The sequence below is a fragment of the Bacillus sp. RC252 genome (assembly GCF_044909215.1).
GTDB classification, from domain to species: Bacteria; Bacillota; Bacilli; order Bacillales; family Bacillaceae_G; genus Bacillus_A; species Bacillus_A mycoides.
This window is the reverse complement of record NZ_JBIYDV010000003.1, coordinates 283,350-303,730: the sequence shown is the minus strand read 5'-3', so window position 1 is coordinate 303,730 and position 20,381 is coordinate 283,350. Positions and strand designations below refer to the sequence as shown.

The following is a 20,381-nucleotide window of genomic DNA, read 5'->3' as shown; positions in this document are numbered from 1 at the left end:
GATCTAAGCGAATGTATTTATTACATTAATTTAGGGTGGTACCGCGGGAATCTATAACCTCTCGTCCCTTTCTAGGGATGAGAGGTTTTTTGTATTTTGGGCGGTGAAAATAAATAGAATTTCAAGGAGGGTATCTCATGAGCTTTAATCATCAAGAAATTGAGAAGAAGTGGCAAGGGCATTGGGAAGAGAATAAAACATTCCGTACGCCAGATGAAACAGAAAAACCAAAATTTTATGCACTAGATATGTTCCCATATCCATCAGGTGCAGGCTTACACGTAGGTCATCCAGAAGGTTATACAGCGACAGATATTTTATCTCGTATGAAGCGTATGCAAGGATATAACGTTCTTCATCCAATGGGATGGGATGCATTCGGTCTTCCAGCAGAGCAATATGCACTTGATACTGGGAATAGCCCGGCTGAATTTACAGAGCTTAATATTAATACGTTCCGTAATCAAATTAAAGCATTAGGCTTCTCTTACGATTGGGATCGTGAAGTAAATACAACAGATCCAACCTACTACAAGTGGACACAATGGATCTTCCTAAAACTATTTGAAAAAGGTTTAGCTTACGTTGATGAAGTACCTGTAAACTGGTGCCCAGCACTTGGTACAGTACTTGCAAACGAAGAAATCATTGACGGTAAGAGTGAGCGCGGTGGACATCCAGTTGAGCGTCGTCCGATGAGACAGTGGATGTTAAAAATTACAGCTTACGGAGATCGTCTATTAGAAGATCTAGATGAGCTTAATTGGCCAGAAAGCTTAAAAGACATGCAACGTAACTGGATTGGTCGTTCTGAAGGTGCAGAAGTACACTTCAACATCGACGGTACAGATGAGAAGTTCACAGTTTTCACAACGCGTCCTGATACACTATTTGGAGCAAGCTACTGTGTACTGGCTCCAGAGCATGCACTTGTTGCTAACATTACAACACCAGAACAAAAAGAAGCTGTAGAAGCTTACATTAACTCTGTTAAAATGAAGAGCGATTTAGAGCGTACAGAACTTGCGAAAGAAAAAACTGGTGTATTCACTGGTGCTTACGCAGTTAACCCAGTAAACGGTGAGAAATTACCAATCTGGATCGCTGATTATGTTCTTGCAACTTACGGAACAGGTGCTGTAATGGCAGTTCCAGCTCACGATGAGCGTGACTATGAATTCGCATCAACGTTCAATCTTCCAATGAAGGAAGTTGTAAAAGGCGGAGACATTTCGAAAGAAGCATATACAGGTGATGGTGCGCACGTAAACTCAGCATTCCTTGATGGTTTAAATAAAGAAGAAGCAATTGTAAAAATGATTGAGTGGCTTGAAGTAACAAGCGCAGGAAATCAAAAAGTAACGTACCGTCTACGTGACTGGTTATTTAGTCGCCAACGTTACTGGGGTGAGCCAATTCCAGTAATCCATTGGGAAGATGGTACAATGACAGCTGTGAAAGAAGAAGAATTACCATTAGTTCTTCCGAAAACAGAGAATATTCGTCCTTCAGGTACAGGTGAATCACCACTTGCAAACATTGAAGAGTGGGTAAATGTTGTTGATCCTGAAACTGGTAAAAAAGGTCGTCGTGAAACGAATACAATGCCGCAATGGGCTGGTAGCTGCTGGTACTACCTACGCTACATCGATCCAAACAACAGCGAAGCACTTGTAGACCCTGAAAAAGTAAAACAATGGCTTCCAGTTGATATTTATATCGGTGGAGCAGAGCACGCTGTACTTCACTTACTATATGCTCGTTTCTGGCATAAAGTATTATATGATATCGGTGTAGTTCCAACGAAAGAACCGTTCCAACAATTATTCAACCAAGGTATGATCTTAGGTGAAAACAACGAGAAAATGAGTAAATCAAAAGGTAACGTTGTAAACCCGGATGATATCGTAGCAAGCCATGGTGCAGATACACTTCGTCTATACGAAATGTTCATGGGACCATTAGATGCTTCAATTGCTTGGTCTGAAAATGGTCTTGACGGAGCTCGTCGCTTCCTAGACCGCGTATGGCGCCTATTCATTCAAGAGAACGGTGAATTAAGTGAGAAAATTACTGATGCACCAAACAAAGATCTTGAAAAAGCTTACCACCAAACAGTGAAGAAAGTAACAGAAGACTATGCAGAGCTTCGCTTCAACACAGCGATTTCTCAAATGATGGTATTCATCAACGATGCATACAAAGCTGAAACACTTCCGAAAGAATATGTAGAAGGTTTCGTAAAAATGATTGCACCAGTTGCACCTCACATCGGGGAAGAACTATGGAGCAAACTTGGATACAGTGAAACAATCACATATGCAAGCTGGCCAACATTTGATGAGTCTAAACTTGTAGAAGATGAAGTTGAAATCGTTGTTCAAATTATGGGCAAAGTTCGCACAAAACTAACAATGAGTAAAGACGCATCAAAAGAAGAAATGAAACAACTTGCACTTGAGGCAATCAAAGAACAAATTGAAGGGAAAACAGTTCGTAAAGTAATTGTTGTTCCTGGAAAACTTGTTAACGTTGTTGCAAACTAATGATTGAAAGAAAAGCTCAGAGCGTTTATGCTCTGAGCTTTTTTGTGTAGAAAATAATCTCTGGATCACCTTCATCTAAATTTTCAACTATTCCACTACGTACAAATCCATTCGCATTAAAAACGGTTTGCATACTCTCATTCGATTCATTCGTTGAAGAAAATATTTTTTGAGTAGGAGAATGAGTTAACATATATGAGATTAATGAGCTTGCATGACCTTGTCTTCTTTTCGTTGGCGAAACAATGATTAATGAGAGGAAAGTATAACCAAAGAAATTTGTATCGTATGTTAGAAAACCAGAAATGGAATTGTCCTCTTTTGCAATGATGCAGGTTCCTTCATCAATAGCGTGTTTAATATAATCTCGTCTACTATCGTCTCCGATCACATCAACATTTATTTGTAAGATTGAATCTAAATCGTCGATGGAAGCTTTTGCTACGTTCTCCAACGAAAACGCCTCCTTTGAAAAATAATCAGTTAATTTAGTTTATCATGAATGAAGAACGAAGAAAAAGGCGCGGAATTCCCATATAGACAAACACCTATTCTTCTATAGGAAATATGATGAAAAAGGTAGGTTAAATTGAACAGAAGAGGTGAAAGGAATGAAAGGGATGGACAATAATGCACCACATGGCTTCTTCGGAGGTGGATCGGATAGTTATGGACAAATGATGTTCATGGGAGGAGATGGTCAACACGGATATGGCGGAATTCCAAGTTGGATGGGAGGAGCAGCTGGAGGATTTCCGACGTCAGTGGCGGGTGTACAAACAGGATTCCCAACATCAGTAGCTGGAGTGCAAACAGGATTTCCGGCACTAGTAGGAGGTACACAAGGAGGAGTGCCTGTAGGTATGCCAACTACATTCCCATCTTTCGTTGGAGGCGTACAAACAGGATTCCCTGTACCAGGCGTTGGTGTTGTAGCTGGTGGAATCGGCGGCTTCCCTCAAGGTGTTCACGGTCAGCATGTGCATCATGAGCATCACGGTCATCACGGTCAGCATGTACATCATGAGCATCACGGCCATCACGGCCAGCATGTACATCATGAGCATCACGGCCATCACGGTCATCATCAACAACACGGCCATCATCAGCATCATGGCCATCATCAACAACAAGTACATCATCATGGTCATCATCATGGTCATCATCAAATTCATCCGCAGGCTGTTCTTTATCAAACTCATCATCATGGTCACCAAGGCCAACATCAACACCATGGTCATCATGGTCACCAAGGCCAGCATCAACACCACGGTCATCATGGTCATCATCAAGACCACGGCCACCATCAGCAACAAGTACATCACCAAGGTCATCATCAAATTCACCCGCAGGCTGTCCTTTATCAAACTCATCAAGGTCAACACCATCACCAAGGCCAACATCATCACCAAGGTCAACATCATCACCAAGGTCAACACCATCACCAAGGTCAACATCATCACCAAGGTCAACACCATCACCAAGGCCAACAGCATCATCAAGGCCAACAGCATCATCAAGGCCAACAGCATCATCAAGGTCAACAACAGCATCAGGGTCAACAACAATACCAACAATATCAGCAGCAACAACAGCCTTGGGGAGGTGGAATTGGGGCAGGGACGGCAGCAGGCGCAGCAGCTGGTACTGCAGGAGCAGCTGGACACGCGGGACACGTGGGTCATTAATAGACCAAAGGAAAAAAGACATAATAAAAAACTGCTAGGAGATCCTAGCAGTTTTTTTCTGCCTCTTGACGTTGGCGTTCGATTTCCGCACGAAGTTGTGGTTCCGGTGCTTGCCATCCTTCTGGTTTCATAATTTTGCCGTCGCCCTCGCGGAATCGAGGCTTTCCATCAGGGAATAGTTTTGCCATGTTAGCGTTGTTTACAATTTCGAATCCTTTATCTGGACGTACACCCATTTCTGCAAACGTTCCGAATGCAAAGTAAACAAGGTCAATAAGTGCATCATATTGATCTTCAACAGTTGTTGCTTCTAGAAATTCTTCTAGCTCTTCTTGCATAAAGCTAGCACGAATTTTTGCACGCTCTTCTGTTAGTTTTGTTGGAGTACTTGTCACAGGATGTCCGAATTCTTCATGCATTTTTGCAACAAGTTCGAATCCTTTATCTAAACCTTTTTCGTTTGTCATGTTGTTTCATCCTTTCTTACGTTATGCCGAATTTTATCCCGCATTAACGGGCAGTAAGACTCCCACCTCAAAAGTCGCAAATGCGAGGAAGTGAGGTGGGAGATAACTGCCCGTAAAAGCCCGATTGGTGAAGGCTAATAATCAGTGGGTAATGGACAAAATCCCCACTGATTAAAGTTTCACTTTATTGTAACATAAGGTAGTTATTAAATAAAAAGAACATCTTATGAGAAATAAGATGTTCGCTCGTTATTCTTCTTTCTTAATTAAAACGGATAAAATAAGATCGATGCCAAACATTCCGATGAGTAGCATTGGTATAACTACAAGTAAATAACGTGTGAAAGAAACATTTTTTAAGTATGTATGAGCAAATAAAAAGACGCCGAGAAATAAAATACCATTTAAAATAGGTTTTACTAATTTTTTAGACATAAGCTCCCCCGTAAATATCCCTTTTCTCTATTTAAAAATAAAAACTCCTCTTTCCGTTGTATCATGCTGGAGAGAGGAGTTCAATCATTTCTCATTCAATTACACCAGAATTTGTAATGTTGACAGTGTATTTCACTTTAATTGGAACATCTTTATACATTTTTCGCCACTCTTCTAATTTGAATGAGCGATAATGTTCTTTATATTTTGCTCCTAGTCCGAGGGGATCCACATTTAAAGATTTAAACTGTTTAATTAGTTTGTTAGCTGTTGCATCTAATTGTTTTTTAACCGATTTTTCTATTTTTTGTGTATTCTTTTTATTGTCTAAGTTGAACTGTTTAGATAGTTCTTGAATACGCGCTTCTAGTTTGACGTGTATGAAAAATGATGGTTTCCCGTTTTCTATATTTACTTGGTAAGTTGGGACGGATCGAATGTTATTAATGATTGTGTATCCAGAGTTTGCTTTAAATTCATGTGAATCTAATCGGTGTTTTTCCAATAAGCCTTTAAAGGCAAACATATCATGATAATTAATTTTGCCAATATATTTATCTCCTTTTAAAAGGCCGATGCCAGTAATTTTTATTTTATCTTTATCTTTTTTGAGAATTGGTAAATAGGAATCTTGGCCTTCACGATAATATCGATAAGCTCCTAAATGTAGATTGTCAGTAGGTAAAGGGCCTGTTTGCATATTATGGTCTAACATTTTCTTTATATAAATGGCAACGTTAGATGATGTTGTATATTTACCTTTTAGTAAGTCCATTCCAGTTCCTTCTAATAGACCGACATACATTGAGTTCCCGATGTTCACATCACGAATTAACGTGTCAAAGGAAGTTGACAATCCTTTTTTAGCGATTCTTGTAGTAAATAAAGCAATACGCATTTGTCCACTTGCAAACGGTTGAGAGGATTCTAAAGAAGTATCCGCTTTTACTTGTTTTACTGCGTTTCCTACTCCTTCAAAGACTTGAACTTTATTACCTTTTTTCTGTATAGGACAAACGAATGTGACTTTTACTTTATTATCTTTTGCTGTATCAAAAACAGTCCCTTGAATTAGGTTGACATCATCAATAATATTTTTTTGTAAGCAACCAGTTAGACTAAGGACGCTGATACAAGAAAGAAGCATTAATTTTCTTTTGATTTTTTCCATTTTCTTTTCACCCACACAATAATAAATAGAATTGGGATGTATATGTATATAAGCCAAAAACTAATCCTTGATGCATTACTAATAAAATCGTTAATATCATGTCTGTTCGTTAAAAGCTGTGAAATAATGAGGGTAATGAGCATAAAAGCAATTAAAACACCTCTTTGTTTTACACGAAATATTTCGTGTGTTCCTCTTGTTGCTGCCCATAAAGGAAGAATAAAGCTCGTAATAATAACGAGAACATAAGCAGAAATTGCAATGTACTCTAGCCGTTCTATGAAAGGTAGTTGAATAACTTGAGTCATAGAGAGCTGGGCCCAAATCGTTTTGGATAATTGTTTTTCGCTAAAGAATGTAAAAGCTAAGAGGGTGCTAAATAAATATAAAAGGTTAGAAAATAATGCACCGTATTGAGCGAATTTATGAGATTTTTTAGAGTCTTTTACAAATGGATAAATCATAAGGAAAATTTCAAATCCGGTCATAGTATAGATTGATAAGTGAGCTGCTTTTAAAATGTCTGAAAATGAATGTGAAAATACAGGGAGTAAATTAGACCAGTGAGTGTATTTTAAGATAAAAAGGCTAAGGAAAAGATATCCGAGCGTGCCACCGACAGAAATAACGCAGATACCAGTAATAACACGAAAACCAGATGAAATAATATAGTAACCGACTAAGCATAGAAAAGTTGTTAACATCCAAGTCGAAGCAGAGGGAAACATCCATACTTGAATAATTTCTACATATGTTCGAATAACAGAAATACTTACGATTAAAAAATACACCATAAATATAATGTTAATCCCATTCCCGAGCCACTTTCCGAATGTTTGCTTATGCAAATCAATTAAATTACCATCTATATCTTTTAATGAGGAATACATCATCCATAGGAGAATATGAATGATGATTCCTGTGAGAAGGACACCTATCCAGCCATCGTATCCTGCTGCTTTCGCAATAATGCGGGCAAATCCGAGAACACCAGCACCAAATTGTGCACCGTGAATTAAAAAGAAAACGAAGACGGGTGATATTTGGTGTTCTGCTTTAATTTTACTCATCGATGCACCTCATTTCTTAATCATCAAAATCTGACGTATGTTTCGTAGAAATTCCATTAGTTGCTTTTTTTACGTGTTGCGGTCTTGCTTGAACATCTCGAGTATCAATCATTGTTAATGGAAAACGAATCCAAGAATCTTTAAAGGATTGTTGTCTCGTTGGATAAAAGAGAGCGTACGGTTTACGTAAAGAAGTAAGTCTAAACAAATGGGTAAATAAAAAGATAAATCCAAGAGATATACCGAAGAGCCCACCTATTTCTGCAAATGCGAGAAATGGGAAACGTAGTAAACGAACGGCGTTACCCATTTTATAAATGGGCGTAATAAAGGAAGCTAACGCTGATAAGGCAACGATAATTAATAAAATATTACTCGTTAAACCAGCTTGTACAGATGCTTGCCCAATTACAATACCGCCTACAATACCTAGTGTTTGTCCAACTTTCATTGGTAATCGCGCGCCAGCTTCTCTTAATAAATCAATAGCTAATTCTAAAAAGAGTGCCTCGATTAAAGGTGGGAAGGGTACTTGTGCCCTTGATAAAATCAATGTTTCAAGCAAATCACTTGGAATGAGCTCGTAATGATAATTTAAAATAGCGACATATAACGGTGTGGCACAAATTGAGAATAGAACTGCGATAAGGCGTAATATTCTTGAAAATGTCGCGTATAGCCAAGATACGTTATAGTCTTCTGGTGAAATGAAAAAATCGAAATATGATACAGGCGTTAATAGGACACTAGGAGAACCATCAACAAAAATAGCAATTTTTCCATCAATAAGTGCTTTTGTGACTCTATCAGTGCGTTCTGTATTTATATAGAGAGGAAAAATTGACTTTTCACCCATTAATTCCTGTATATAAGCACTATCGTTAATTTGATCATATTCAAGAGCTCGAAGTGATTCTTCTAGAAAGTCTACATTATCTTTTTCGGCAAGGTTGTCTAAATACATCATGACAACCTTTGTTTTTGAAAACTCTCCGATAATCATCTCTTTTGTGTGTAAATCTAAAACAGGAAGACGTTTTCGTACTAAATTAATATTCGTATCAATATCTTCTACGAATCCTTCTTGTGGCCCGATAACGGTTGATTCATTTAATGGAGGAGTTGGTGCACGATAATTATCAATTGCAATGTTTGCAAGCATACATTTTTGATCTTGCTGATTCAATTGAATAATCGCATGTCCCTTTAAAACCATGTCCTCAATTTTTTGTAAGTCGTTCGTAATCGTTATACCACTCATTGGAATATGTTCTTTTAATTCTTCTAATGGAGCGCAAGGACGTTCCATTAGAGTAGGCATTAAATACTTTTGCAATTTCTCACCGTCAAGTGAAGGGCGATAGTAAGAAATCCAATAAGGCATCGTTTCATCGTCAGATGTATGGTAATTAACAAAATCACTAGACTGTTTCAGCTTCTTTATTAAATCTTGTAGAGAATGAATATGGTCACTTTCTGGTTTGCTAAAGTCATAAATGCTGTTACTACCTGAGCTTTGTTTTTTGTTTTGAGAATTATCATCTTGCTTAGAATTTTGCTGTTTGTTTTGAGAATTATCATCTTGCTTAGAATTTTGCTGTTTGCTTTGAGAATTATCCTCTTGTTTAGAATTTTGTTGTTTGTCTTGAGAAGAATCATCTTGCTTAGAATTTTGCTGTTTGTCTTGAGAAGAATCATCTTGCTTAGAGTTTTGCTGTTTGTCTTGAGAATTATCATCTTGCTTAGAATTTTGCTGTTTGTTTTGAGAATTATCATCTTGCTTAGAGTTTTGCTGCTTGTTTTGAGAATTATCATCTTGCTTAGAATTTTGCTGTTTGTCTTGAGAATTATTATCTTGCTTAGAATTTTGCTGCTTGTTTTGAGAAGAATCCTCAGTTTGTTCCTTACTTTTTGGCTCGTCATTCTTATCTTTGTTATGTTCCTTTTGATCATCAGACTGTTGTTTCGAATCATCTGTCTCTTTTGTATTTGAGTTTTTTTTCTTGCGTAACCAATTCCAAATCATATGTATGCCCTCTTTGATCTTGTAATATAGTGCTATTTTGTGGCTAATTTTGTATATTATTCATTTATTTATTAAAAGAAGGAGGAGATTGGTTTGCATAAAAAAAATCCTTTAGTAAGCAGTTCATAATATGACGGGAAGAAGGCGATTCTGTGCAAATTGTAAAAAAGGAGAAGTTTGTTTTAAAAAAGTTTGTGTTTGAAAATGGTAGGGAGATTCCTGTTCAAATGGGGTATGAGACGTATGGTACTTTAAATAGAGAAAGATCAAATGCGATTTTGGTTTGTCACTATTTTAGTGCAACAAGTCATGCGGCAGGAAAATATACAGAGCATGATGAGGGGGCTGGTTGGTGGGATGGATTAATTGGACCTGGGAAAGCAATTGATACAAATAAATATTTCATTATATGTACTGATAACCTTTGTAATGTACAAGTGAAGAACCCATATGTGATTACAACGGGACCAAAATCGATAAATCCGATGACTGGTTTTGAGTATGCGATGGATTTTCCAGTTTTCACATTTTTAGATGTAGCACGTATGCAATATGAGTTAATAAAAGATATGGGGATTGCTAGGTTACATGCTGTAATGGGACCATCGGCAGGTGGGATGATTGCGCAGCAATGGGCTGTCCACTATCCTCATATGGTGCAGCGAATGATTGGAGTTATTACGAATCCGCAAAATCCAATTATAACGTCGGGAAATGTAGCGCAAAATGCGATTGAAGCAATTCAGCTTGATCCAGATTGGAAAGGCGGAAAGTACGGAGAGGAGCAACCAATGAAGGGGCTTCATTTAGCGAATAAAATGATGTTTATGAATGCATTTGATGAACATTTTTATGAAACAGCATTCCCGCGGAACAGTATAGACATGGCACCTTATCAACAATTTTCTGCATTAACATCATTTGAAAAAGAGATAAATAAAGTGACATGTAAAAGTATAGATTTAGTAGATGCAAATTCATGGATGTATACTGCGAAAGCGGTCTTATTACATGATGTTGCACATGGATTTTCTTCCTTAGAAGAGGCTCTTTCTAAGGTTGAAGCGAATGTACTCATGATTCCATGCAAACAAGATTTACTTCAGCCGCCTCGTTACAATTATAGAATGGTAGATATTTTACAAAAGCAAGGGAAGTACGCAGAAGTATATGAGATAGAAAGTATAAATGGGCATATGGCAGGAGCGTTAGATGTTCATTTATTTGAAAAGAAAATTTATGAGTTTTTAAACCGGAAAGTATCTAGTTTTGTGTAGGAAATAATTAATGTGGAAAGGTGCATGATTTATAGTAGGCACCTTTTTTTACATGATTTGCAGACGGAAAATATATGAAGCGATTGATAAACCGAAGAAAGCTATACTAAGTAATAGAAATAAGAATGACATTTCTTGAGGGGATTTTATCTTTTTATTATTTTTCATACTAAGAGCAATAACTGCAAAAACTAAGAAAATGATGCCCATAATGAAAAGAAAAAGTGTCATTTTAACTGGCTCCTTTCATCAAACAAGTATATTGAGGATACAATGCGTCAGTTATGTTTGTAAAGAATAAGTTTTGCTGGAAAATTGAGAAATAAATGTTCCATTCTTTGCGTTCCTTCCTTCGCGTGCTAAAATTGATGAGAAATGATTGTTTAAAGAAGAAACTGAAGGTTTTATTGTATATAAGGAGGAACTACATATGACAGAAGTAAAAACAATTACTACAGAAGAAGTGCAAGAGCGTTTAGAAAATGGAGAAACGTTATTTTTAGTAGACGTAAGGGAAGATGAAGAAGTAGCGGCAGGGAAAATTCCAGAAGCTGTACATATTAAAATGGGTGATATTCCAAATAAAGTAGATTTCTTTGAGAAAGAGAATGAATATATCTTTATTTGTCGTTCGGGAATGCGCAGTGAAAATGTATGCCATTATTTAAATGAACAAGGATTTAAAACAGTGAACATGGTTGGCGGTATGCTTCAATATGAAGGGGAAACTAAATAGTTAATTGTTAAAAACTTGAAACGAGTCTGTTTCAAGTTTTTTTCTTTTGCATACAGTATACAAAAGGGGGAGGGGTAAATGGGGATTAACATGCGTAAAGTAAAAATTATTAATAATACAGGGGCTGTTAATGTTGGCGACTGTTATAATATCGCACCTTTTGCTGTATCGAAAATATATGCGGGTGCTGGAGGATCGAGTGCGGCTGTTTTTTTAAATGGGAAACGACAGCCAGAAGCTGTGATTAGAACATCAGTGTTTCTTCCGCCATTAGCGACGAGTACACGTACATTAGGTTCATAAATGAAAGGTAGAGTGTAAGTATGCCTGCACGTATTAAAGAATTTATTATCGTTAATAATACTGGGAATATATTTACAGGGGATAATTTGAGTGATACTTCATTTACTGCTTCGAAATCGTATAGTGGTTCAACGGGTTGCACTTGGATTGACGTTGTTACAGTAATAGGGACGGAGACGAAGCTTTGTTTACAACCGGGAGATTCGGTGACGACAACCTATACACGAGGTACCCCTGCTGGTACTGTAACGGGAACAAACATGGGGCAAGGTGCAAATGTGTCGAGTATATCGCAAGCTGTCCCTAATACAGATAATATGGATTCAGTTTCTGGACTCCCTTAAGGAATTAAGGGAGTTTTTATTATTTAAAATAAAAATAGTCTTTGAGATTGTTTTTGTAAATACATATTAAGAAGAAGAGGTTTGTTTAAAGTAAAAAAGATGGTGTGTAGGTGGTGAAAGTGTGAAAGAGCGCGATAGACAAAATTCATTAAACTCTAATTTCAGAATTTCACCGAATCTTATTGGACCTACTTTTCCCCCCGTTCCAACGGGATTTACTGGCATTGGGATTACTGGTCCAACCGGTCCACAAGGCCCGACTGGTCCACAAGGACCAAGGGGATTTCAAGGTCCGATGGGGGAGATGGGCCCGACAGGACCTCAAGGAGTGCAAGGGATTCAAGGACCAGCTGGACAAATGGGTGCAACAGGACCAGAAGGACAGCAGGGACCACAAGGATTAAGGGGACCACAGGGAGAAACTGGAGCGACAGGACCTCAAGGAGTGCAAGGGTTACAAGGTCCAATTGGTCCAACCGGAGCGACTGGGGCACAAGGTATACAGGGGATACAGGGATTACAGGGGCCGATTGGAGCTACCGGGCCAGAGGGACCTCAAGGAATTCAAGGAGTGCAAGGGGTACCGGGTGCAACAGGTTCACAAGGAATACAAGGAGCTCAAGGGATACAAGGCCCACAAGGACCGGATGGAAATACGGGAGCAACAGGAGCGACTGGTCAGGGGATTAGTGGTCCGACTGGAATAACAGGTCCAACAGGGATAACTGGCCCATCTGGAGGACCTCCAGGTCCGACTGGAGCAACTGGTGCGACAGGGCCAGGAGGTGGACCAAGTGGAAGTACAGGTGCGACGGGAGCGACTGGAAATACTGGAGTAACTGGAAGTGCGGGAGTGACTGGAAATACAGGTCCTACTGGAAGTACAGGAGAAACAGGAGCACAGGGCCTGCAAGGAATCCAAGGGGTTCAAGGGCCAATTGGGCCAACGGGTCCAGAAGGTCCGCAAGGTATTCAAGGTATTCCTGGTCCGACAGGAGTAACTGGTGAACAAGGAATCCAAGGGGTTCAGGGGATTCAAGGGATAACGGGGGCAACAGGGGATCAAGGTCCGCAAGGTATACAAGGGGCCATAGGACCTCAAGGTATAACAGGAGCAACAGGAGATCAAGGCCCACAAGGAATACAAGGGGTACCTGGTCCAACCGGGGACACTGGCTCACAAGGAGTCCAAGGAATTCAAGGGCCAATGGGTGATATAGGACCAACAGGCCCAGAAGGCCCAGAAGGACTTCAGGGTCCGCAAGGAATACAAGGAGTGCCAGGACCAGCTGGAGCAACAGGTCCAGAGGGCCCACAAGGAATCCAAGGAATTCAAGGACCAATAGGAGTAACAGGTCCAGAAGGTCCACAAGGCATTCAGGGAATACAAGGGATTCAAGGTATAACAGGAGCAACCGGAGCACAAGGAGCAACTGGGGTTCAAGGTGTTCAAGGGAATATAGGAGCAACAGGTCCAGAGGGCCCGCAAGGAGTGCAAGGTACTCAAGGGGATATAGGTGCAACAGGTCCAATGGGTCCACAGGGAGTTCAAGGAATCCAAGGAATTCAAGGACCGACGGGTGCGCAAGGGGTGCAAGGCCCACAAGGAATTCAAGGAATCCAAGGTCCGACAGGAGTAACTGGAGATACGGGTACAACTGGGGCGACAGGGGAAGGGACTACAGGGGCAACTGGAGTAACGGGTCCATCAGGTGTAACGGGTCCATCAGGAGGCCCAGCCGGACCGACTGGCCCAACAGGTCCATCAGGTCCGACGGGAGTGACAGGTCCATCCGGTGGACCACCTGGTCCGACAGGAGCGACAGGTGTAACGGGAGGAGTAGGAGATACGGGAGCAACAGGGGTGACGGGTGTGACCGGAGCAACTGGAGTAACTGGTGCAATCGGAGCAACGGGGCTGCAGGGTCCACAAGGAATACAAGGAGTACAAGGAGACATAGGCCCAACCGGTCCGCAAGGTGTTCAAGGTCCACAAGGGATCCAAGGTATAACGGGAGCAACGGGAGATCAAGGTCCGCAAGGAATTCAAGGCCCGCAAGGAATCCAAGGTCCAACAGGTCCTCAAGGAATCCAAGGAGGTCAAGGCCCACAAGGGATACAAGGGGCAACAGGTGCAACCGGATCACAAGGCCCACAGGGAATTCAAGGGATACAAGGAGTGCAAGGTCCGACTGGTCCACAAGGCCCAACCGGAATACAAGGTGTGCAAGGAGAAATAGGTCCAACCGGTCCGCAAGGAGTGCAAGGTTTACAAGGTCCACAAGGCCCAACCGGGGACACGGGTCCAACAGGCCCACAAGGCCCACAAGGAATTCAAGGTCCAACGGGAGCAACAGGAGCGACAGGTTCACAAGGAATTCAAGGTCCAACGGGGGCAACAGGAGCGACAGGTTCACAAGGAATTCAAGGTCCAACGGGGGCAACAGGAGCGACAGGTTCACAAGGAATTCAAGGTCCAACGGGAGGCACGGGTCCAACAGGAGCAACAGGAGCAACAGGAGCGACCGGGGTGACTGGAGTTAGTACAACTGCAACGTATGCATTTGCGAATAATACATCAGGAACCGCTATTTCGGTTTTATTAGGCGGTACGAATATCTCATTACCGAACAATCAAAATATTGGACCAGGAATAACCGTTAGTGGTGGAAATACTGTATTTACAGTTGCGAATGCAGGGAATTATTATATAGCCTATACAATTAATTTAACGGCAGGATTACTTGTCAGTTCTCGTATAACCGTAAATGGCAGTCCGCTTGCGGGAACGATAAACTCCCCGACAGTGGCTACTGGTTCATTTAGTGCACCAATAATTGCTAACTTGCCTGCTGGAGCTGCTATTAGTCTGCAGTTATTTGGATTAGTTGCAATAGCTACATTATCTACAACAACGCCAGGAGCTACTCTAACTATTATTAGATTAAGTTAATAAACAGAAAACCTTGGAACTTTTATGTTTCAAGGTTTTTTATCTCGTTACTTGTAGATAGTCTAATTGGTTAGTAAAGTTTCACTTTATTCACCTTAGCAAAAACATCGCGGTTCAAAAATATATTATAATAGAATGAAGAGAGGTATAAATTTGGCAGAAAGGGAGAGTGGCGATGCAGGAGAAGGTTAAAGATTTTTTCGGACGCCCACTTCAAGATTTACGCATCTCTGTCATTGATCGTTGTAATTTACGGTGTACGTATTGTATGCCAGCGGAAGTGTTTGGTCCTGATTATGCTTTTTTGAAAGATGAGTTTTTACTGACATTTGATGAAATAGAGCGATTAGCAAAAGTATTTGTTAGCATCGGTGTACGGAAAATTAGACTTACTGGTGGCGAACCCTTGCTCCGTAAGGACTTAACAAAACTTATCGAACGTCTCGTGAAAATTGACGGTTTAGTAGATATAGGATTAACGACAAATGCGATTCATTTAACGAAGCAAGCGAAGGCGTTAAAAGAAGCTGGGTTACACCGAGTAAATGTTAGTTTGGATGCGATAGATGATAATGTGTTCCGCGCAATTAATGGCCGGAATATGAATACGAAGCCAGTGTTAAAAGGAATTATGGCAGCGAAAGAAGCAGGCCTTGAAGTGAAAGTAAATATGGTTGTGAAAAAAGGAATGAATGATCATCAAGTACTTCCGGTTGCTGCGTATTTTAAAGAACAAGGAAGCACGCTTAGGTTTATTGAGTTTATGGATGTTGGCAGTACGAATGGATGGAATTTTGATCAAGTTATTACGAAACGAGAATTAATTGATATGATTCATGGGGTGTATCCAATTGAGCCAGCTGAAGCTCATTATTTTGGTGAGGTTGCGAAGCGGTATCGATACGTTGGAACGAATGTAGAGGTTGGTTTTATTACCTCTGTTTCTGAGTCATTTTGTTCTTCTTGTACGAGAGCAAGAATTTCGGCAGATGGAAAGTTTTATACTTGCTTGTTTGCGACAGAAGGAATGGATTTAAGGAAACTTCTGAGGGAGAACCTTTCGGATAATGAGTTATTAAAAGCTATACAATATGTATGGGAGAATAGAAAAGATCGATATTCAGATGAACGGACAGAAGAAAGTGCGAAAAATCGTCCGAAAATTGAAATGTCTTATATAGGAGGATAAGAAAGGGGGATGTCGTATGCAAGAGCGATATTCAAGACAAATGTTATTTTCTGGTGTTGGGGAAGAAGGGCAACGGAAAATAAGAGGGAAGCATGTGCTCGTTATCGGTGCTGGTGCACTCGGAGCAGCGAATGCAGAAGCAATTGTTAGAGCAGGTGTTGGAAAAATAACAATTGCGGATCGTGATTATGTAGAATGGAGTAATTTACAAAGGCAACAATTATATACAGAAGAAGATGCAAAGCATTATAAACCGAAAGCAATAGCGGCAGCAGAACATTTAAAGGCAATTAATTCCGAAGTAGAAATTGTACCGGTTGTGACTGATGTAACGGTGCAAGAAATGGAAGAATTAATTAAAGGTGTAGATTTAATATTAGATGCGACAGATAATTTTGAAACGCGCCTTCTTATTAATGATATATCGCAGATGTATAACGTTCCGTGGATATACGGAGGATGCGTTGGAAGCTACGGAGTAACTTATACAATCTTGCCAGGAAAAACGCCGTGTTTTCGATGTTTAATGGAGCATCCAGCGAGCGGAGCGACATGTGATACGGCCGGTATTATACAGCCAGCAGTGCAATTAGTAGTTGCACATCAAATAACGGAAGCCTTGAAAATATTAGTAGAAGATTTTGAGGCACTTCGTGAAACGATGCTATCATTTGATCTTTGGAATAATCAGCAGATGGCATTTAAAGTGAATAGGCAGAAAAAGGATACATGTTTATCCTGTGGAAAGTTACGTACATATCCGAGTTTAACATTTGAAGCACAAACGAAAACAGAAGTATTATGTGGGCGAAATACAGTTCAAATCCGTCCAGGTGTGCGTCAGGGTTTTAATTTAAAAGAAATTAAAAAGCGCTTACAAAAAAGTGTGGATGTAAAAGCAACGCCGTATTTATTATCATTTCCAGTGGAAGAATATCGTTTCGTTTTATTTACAGATGGCAGGGCGTTTATTCATGGTACGAATGATATGAATGTTGCGAAACGACTATATGCAAGATATATAGGTTGAACCTAAAGGGGAATCCTTTAGGTTCAAATGGAAAAGGTAGGATTAAGAATTTCTAATATAATCTCCATTTTTTCCGCCCGTTTTTTCAAGTAAGTACGTTTCGCCAATAATCATACCCTTATCAACGGCTTTACACATGTCATATACAGTAAGAGCGGTAGCGGAAGCAGCTGTTAAAGCTTCCATCTCAACGCCGGTACTACCTTCTGTTTTAACTTTTACTTCAATAAGTAGCCGATATTGTTCTTCTGACTGTTTCCAATCGAAAGAGACATCAACACCTTTTAATAATAAAGGATGGCACATTGGGATAATATCAGAAGTACGTTTTGCAGCCATAATACCTGCGATTTGTGCGACGGCTAATACGTCACCTTTACCAATTTCATTGCGTGAGATTTTATCAAAAATTTCTTTCGTAACAAGAATGCTAGAGCATGCTATTGCTGTTCGAACGGTTATTTTTTTGTCACTTATATCAACCATTTTAGCGCGCCCTTGGTCGTTGAAATGTGTGAATGAAGACATGGAATTCCTCCTTGAAGTAATTGCGATTTAATATATAAAGTGTAATCGAGATTAGATATTTTGCAAATATGAGGTGAGAAACAATGGTAGAAAAACGAATCCCGATTCAAGTTGCTGAGGCTGTAGAGCGGGTTATGAAATATGCTAAGCATGGTGAAGTAGAAGAAGTTTCTATTACAGAAAGTTACGGGAGGATTCTTGGAGAGGATGTTGTCTCAGATCACGACGTTCCTCACTTTGATCGTTCTCCTTACGATGGTTTCGCAATTCGAGCAGAAGACACGAAGGAAGCGGGTCAAGAGCATCCGATTGAATTTGAAGTAATAGGAGAGATCGGAGCAGGATCTGTTTTTGCAGAAGAAGTAGGGGCTTTTCAGGCGGTTCGTATTATGACAGGAGCAGCTATTCCAGAAGATTGCAATGCAGTCGTAATGCTAGAACTGACGGAAGGATTCGAGAGGAACGAAAGTACATATATGAAGTTAAAACGTCCTTTCCAAAACGGTGACAATGTGTCATTTAAAGGAGAAGATATAAAACAAAATCAAGTCCTCGTTAAGAAAGGTTTTGTAATCAATCCAGGTGTTGCCGCATTATTAGCGACGTTTGGATATAGCACTGTGAAAGTTGTAAAACAGCCTGTTGTCGGTATTGTAACGACGGGCAGCGAATTACTAGAAGTGCATGAGGCGTTAGAACCAGGAAAAATTAGAAATAGTAACTCTTACATGATTGCCGCTCAAATTATGAAAGCTGGCGGAAAAGTGCGTTACTATGGACAACTTGCTGATGAGTTAGATGCATGTTTTACAGCCGTTAAATCAGCGATGGGTGAGGTTGATATTTTAATTACAACGGGCGGTGTTTCAGTAGGAGATTACGACTACTTACCGGCTATTTATGCAAGGTTACAGGCGAATGTACTCTTTAATAAAATAGCGATGAGACCTGGAAGTGTAACGACAGTAGCTGAAGTTGATGGAAAGTTACTTTTCGGTTTATCAGGTAATCCGTCAGCTTGTTATGTAGGTTTCGAATTATTTGTACATCCAATTATGAAAACGTATTTGCATGCGAAGGAGCCTCACGTATATAGAACTGATGCTATTTTACAAAAAGATTTCCCGAAACCAAATCCGTTTACTCGTTTTGTAAGAGCGAAAGCGAGTATTGTTAATGGGGCACTACAAGCGATGCCAGTCGGTTTAGATAAATCGAGTGCGGTCTCTTCGCTTGCGGATGCAAATGCTTTTATCGTGCTGCCTGGAGGAACGAGAGGATTTGAAGCAGGAATGAAAGTGTCTGTATTATTGTTAGAATGCTCTGAGGGAAGTGATTGGCCGTGGGCAAAGCCTCTTCAATCTTACAAATAGTAGGGTATCAAAATAGCGGGAAAACAACACTTGTAGAGAAGATGGTGCATGCATTAACTGAAAGAGAAATGAAGGTTGCTACAATTAAACATCATGGTCACGGGGGCTTTCCTGAAGTAGCGCAAAAAGACAGTGAAAGACACAGAAAAGCTGGTGCTGTAGTAAGTAGTGTAGAAGGTGCTGGATTACTATCTTTGTCCTCTTTGCGAGATGAATGGTCCTTGCAAGAAATTATCCGCTTGTACGAATTTTTTGAAGTAGATACGATTTTAATAGAGGGCTATAAAGCTGAGAACTATCCGAAAGTAGTGTTACTTCGTTCTGCGGAAGATGCTGAACTTTTACATAAAGTAGAAAATATAGCGGCAGTTATTACGTGGTATGATGCTTCGTCAAATGTGCGAGAAGAATATAAAGTATTTCATATAACAGAAGAAAAATTGTATATAGACTGGTTTTTACAAACGGCTAGGGGTGCAAAATGATAAATACGTATTATGAAGTAATTGATACAAAAATCTCGATTGAAGAGGTGACAAAGAAAGTAGTTCGCCGTGAATGTGGTGCTGTTACAACATTTATCGGGACAGTTAGGGAGTTTACGAAAGGGCGTCGTACACTATACTTAGAGTATGTAGCTTATAAGACGATGGCAGAAAAGATGCTACAGAAAATTGGGTCAGAAGTGAAGGAGAAGTGGCCCGGTACACATGTTGCGATTACGCATCGCATCGGCACGCTACAAATTTCTGATATAGCGGTTGTTGTTGCTGTATCAACGCCTCATCGCAAAGAGGCTTATGAAGCGAATGAATATATTATGGAGCGTATTAAGCAAATTATTCCAATTTGGAAAAAGGAATTTTGGGAAGATGGTGACTCATGGATTGGTGACCAATTAGAAAAAACACCATATCCAGCAGGAGAGCCTGGGAAGGAGTTATAAATATGATTCGAGTATTGTTATTTGCGAACTTGCAAGAAGAAGCAGGAACGAGTGAATTACAAATAGAGAAAGAAAATATTACTGTTGCAGAGTTAAAAGATATTGTTGCGAAAGAATATAATGTACCAGTGTCAGCGCCAATTATGGTTGCGATTAATGAAGAGTACGCGAATGAAGATGATACGATACAATCTGGTGATGTAGTTGCACTAATACCACCAGTGAGTGGTGGTTAATATTGGATTTATGCTATAAAAAACGACTTTCCTAAATAGGGAAAGTCGTTTTTTTATGGCATT

The 20,381-nt window shown here is 39.9% G+C and carries 21 protein-coding genes and 1 other annotated feature (1 of these 22 only partly in view); of the genes, 13 read left to right on the top strand and 8 right to left on the bottom strand.

Annotated features, from left to right (window positions below; genetic code table 11):
• Window positions 1–72: a binding site (T-box leader), on the top strand; it begins 147 nt to the left of the window's first position.
• Window positions 73–137: 65 nt separating this feature from the next.
• The gene (gene leuS / locus ABH960_RS06735; protein ID WP_404443774.1) at window positions 138–2,546 is read left to right on the top strand and encodes a leucine--tRNA ligase; all 2,409 of its coding nucleotides are present in this window, start codon (window positions 138–140) and stop codon (window positions 2,544–2,546) included.
• A gap of 25 nt (window positions 2,547–2,571) precedes the next feature.
• On the opposite strand, the gene ABH960_RS06730 is transcribed toward leuS, so the two are convergent.
• Window positions 2,572–3,000, bottom strand: a complete 429-nt coding sequence (locus ABH960_RS06730; RefSeq protein ID WP_404443771.1) for a GNAT family N-acetyltransferase — start codon at window positions 2,998–3,000, stop codon at window positions 2,572–2,574.
• 157 nt (window positions 3,001–3,157) lie between these two features.
• On the opposite strand from ABH960_RS06730, the gene ABH960_RS06725 reads away from it, so the two are divergent.
• Window positions 3,158–4,234, top strand: coding sequence for a VrrB protein (locus ABH960_RS06725; protein ID WP_404443769.1), 1,077 nt, complete (start codon window positions 3,158–3,160; stop codon window positions 4,232–4,234).
• A gap of 44 nt (window positions 4,235–4,278) precedes the next feature.
• On the opposite strand, the gene ABH960_RS06720 is transcribed toward ABH960_RS06725, so the two are convergent.
• The 5 genes from ABH960_RS06720 to ABH960_RS06700 form a co-directional block, all read right to left on the bottom strand.
• Window positions 4,279–4,701 (bottom strand): pyrophosphohydrolase domain-containing protein, encoded by a 423-nt coding sequence (locus ABH960_RS06720; protein ID WP_404443766.1) that lies wholly within the window; start codon window positions 4,699–4,701, stop codon window positions 4,279–4,281.
• Between the two features lie 249 nt (window positions 4,702–4,950).
• Window positions 4,951–5,136: a hypothetical protein gene (locus tag ABH960_RS06715; protein ID WP_002129504.1), complete on the bottom strand. Its 186-nt coding sequence runs from the start codon at window positions 5,134–5,136 to the stop codon at window positions 4,951–4,953.
• A gap of 91 nt (window positions 5,137–5,227) precedes the next feature.
• Complete coding sequence (locus tag ABH960_RS06710; RefSeq protein WP_404443763.1) at window positions 5,228–6,307, bottom strand: Ger(x)C family spore germination protein; 1,080 nt, start codon at window positions 6,305–6,307, stop codon at window positions 5,228–5,230.
• Window positions 6,283–7,377: a spore germination protein gene (locus tag ABH960_RS06705; protein WP_002138709.1), complete on the bottom strand. Its 1,095-nt coding sequence runs from the start codon at window positions 7,375–7,377 to the stop codon at window positions 6,283–6,285. The genes ABH960_RS06710 and ABH960_RS06705 overlap by 25 nt, the downstream gene beginning before the upstream one ends.
• 16 nt (window positions 7,378–7,393) lie before the next feature.
• Complete coding sequence (locus tag ABH960_RS06700) at window positions 7,394–9,403, bottom strand: spore germination protein (RefSeq protein WP_404443759.1); 2,010 nt, start codon at window positions 9,401–9,403, stop codon at window positions 7,394–7,396.
• 152 nt (window positions 9,404–9,555) lie between these two features.
• Here ABH960_RS06700 and ABH960_RS06695 point away from each other — a divergent pair, with 152 nt between their 5' ends.
• Window positions 9,556–10,680, top strand: a complete 1,125-nt coding sequence (locus ABH960_RS06695) for a homoserine O-acetyltransferase family protein (protein ID WP_404443756.1) — start codon at window positions 9,556–9,558, stop codon at window positions 10,678–10,680.
• A 48-nt stretch (window positions 10,681–10,728) separates the two neighbouring features.
• On the opposite strand, the gene ABH960_RS06690 is transcribed toward ABH960_RS06695, so the two are convergent.
• Window positions 10,729–10,911: a hypothetical protein gene (locus ABH960_RS06690; RefSeq protein ID WP_002129493.1), complete on the bottom strand. Its 183-nt coding sequence runs from the start codon at window positions 10,909–10,911 to the stop codon at window positions 10,729–10,731.
• Between the two features lie 199 nt (window positions 10,912–11,110).
• Here ABH960_RS06690 and ABH960_RS06685 point away from each other — a divergent pair, with 199 nt between their 5' ends.
• The 6 genes from ABH960_RS06685 (at window position 11,111) to ABH960_RS06660 (ending at window position 17,235) form a co-directional block, all read left to right on the top strand.
• Window positions 11,111–11,416, top strand: coding sequence for a rhodanese-like domain-containing protein (locus ABH960_RS06685; protein ID WP_000141214.1), 306 nt, complete (start codon window positions 11,111–11,113; stop codon window positions 11,414–11,416).
• 78 nt (window positions 11,417–11,494) lie between these two features.
• Window positions 11,495–11,719 carry a spore germination protein gene (locus ABH960_RS06680; RefSeq protein ID WP_113935770.1) on the top strand — a complete coding sequence of 75 codons (225 nt, stop codon included), beginning with the start codon at window positions 11,495–11,497 and terminating at the stop codon, window positions 11,717–11,719.
• 20 nt (window positions 11,720–11,739) lie between these two features.
• A complete protein-coding gene (locus ABH960_RS06675) occupies window positions 11,740–12,063 on the top strand; it encodes a hypothetical protein (RefSeq protein WP_113935769.1) in 324 nt (107 codons plus the stop codon).
• A 121-nt stretch (window positions 12,064–12,184) separates the two neighbouring features.
• Complete coding sequence (locus ABH960_RS06670; RefSeq protein WP_404443751.1) at window positions 12,185–15,016, top strand: BclA-related collagen-like exosporium protein; 2,832 nt, start codon at window positions 12,185–12,187, stop codon at window positions 15,014–15,016.
• Window positions 15,017–15,191: 175 nt separating this feature from the next.
• Window positions 15,192–16,205, top strand: coding sequence for a GTP 3',8-cyclase MoaA (gene moaA, locus ABH960_RS06665; protein ID WP_404443748.1), 1,014 nt, complete (start codon window positions 15,192–15,194; stop codon window positions 16,203–16,205).
• Window positions 16,206–16,221: 16 nt separating this feature from the next.
• Window positions 16,222–17,235: a molybdopterin-synthase adenylyltransferase MoeB gene (locus ABH960_RS06660; protein WP_201038830.1), complete on the top strand. Its 1,014-nt coding sequence runs from the start codon at window positions 16,222–16,224 to the stop codon at window positions 17,233–17,235.
• Window positions 17,236–17,277: 42 nt separating this feature from the next.
• Here the strand turns inward: ABH960_RS06660 and moaC are convergent, their stop codons facing one another.
• On the bottom strand, window positions 17,278–17,763 hold the full coding sequence (moaC, locus tag ABH960_RS06655) for a cyclic pyranopterin monophosphate synthase MoaC (protein WP_002129484.1): 486 nt from the start codon (window positions 17,761–17,763) through the stop codon (window positions 17,278–17,280).
• Window positions 17,764–17,846: 83 nt separating this feature from the next.
• Between moaC and ABH960_RS06650 the strand changes: the two genes are divergently transcribed.
• From ABH960_RS06650 to moaD, 4 genes are read left to right on the top strand one after another with little or no spacing between them, the layout of a single operon-like run.
• The gene (locus ABH960_RS06650; protein ID WP_002089068.1) at window positions 17,847–19,136 is read left to right on the top strand and encodes a molybdopterin molybdotransferase MoeA; all 1,290 of its coding nucleotides are present in this window, start codon (window positions 17,847–17,849) and stop codon (window positions 19,134–19,136) included.
• Window positions 19,100–19,621: a molybdopterin-guanine dinucleotide biosynthesis protein B gene (gene mobB, locus ABH960_RS06645; RefSeq protein ID WP_002089067.1), complete on the top strand. Its 522-nt coding sequence runs from the start codon at window positions 19,100–19,102 to the stop codon at window positions 19,619–19,621. Before ABH960_RS06650 ends, mobB begins: the two co-directional genes overlap by 37 nt.
• Window positions 19,618–20,082 carry a molybdopterin synthase catalytic subunit MoaE gene (gene moaE / locus ABH960_RS06640; RefSeq protein ID WP_404443744.1) on the top strand — a complete coding sequence of 155 codons (465 nt, stop codon included), beginning with the start codon at window positions 19,618–19,620 and terminating at the stop codon, window positions 20,080–20,082. The genes mobB and moaE overlap by 4 nt, the downstream gene beginning before the upstream one ends.
• A 2-nt stretch (window positions 20,083–20,084) precedes the next feature.
• Window positions 20,085–20,318 (top strand): molybdopterin converting factor subunit 1, encoded by a 234-nt coding sequence (moaD, locus tag ABH960_RS06635; RefSeq protein WP_000621795.1) that lies wholly within the window; start codon window positions 20,085–20,087, stop codon window positions 20,316–20,318.
• Window positions 20,319–20,381 lie beyond the last annotated feature (63 nt).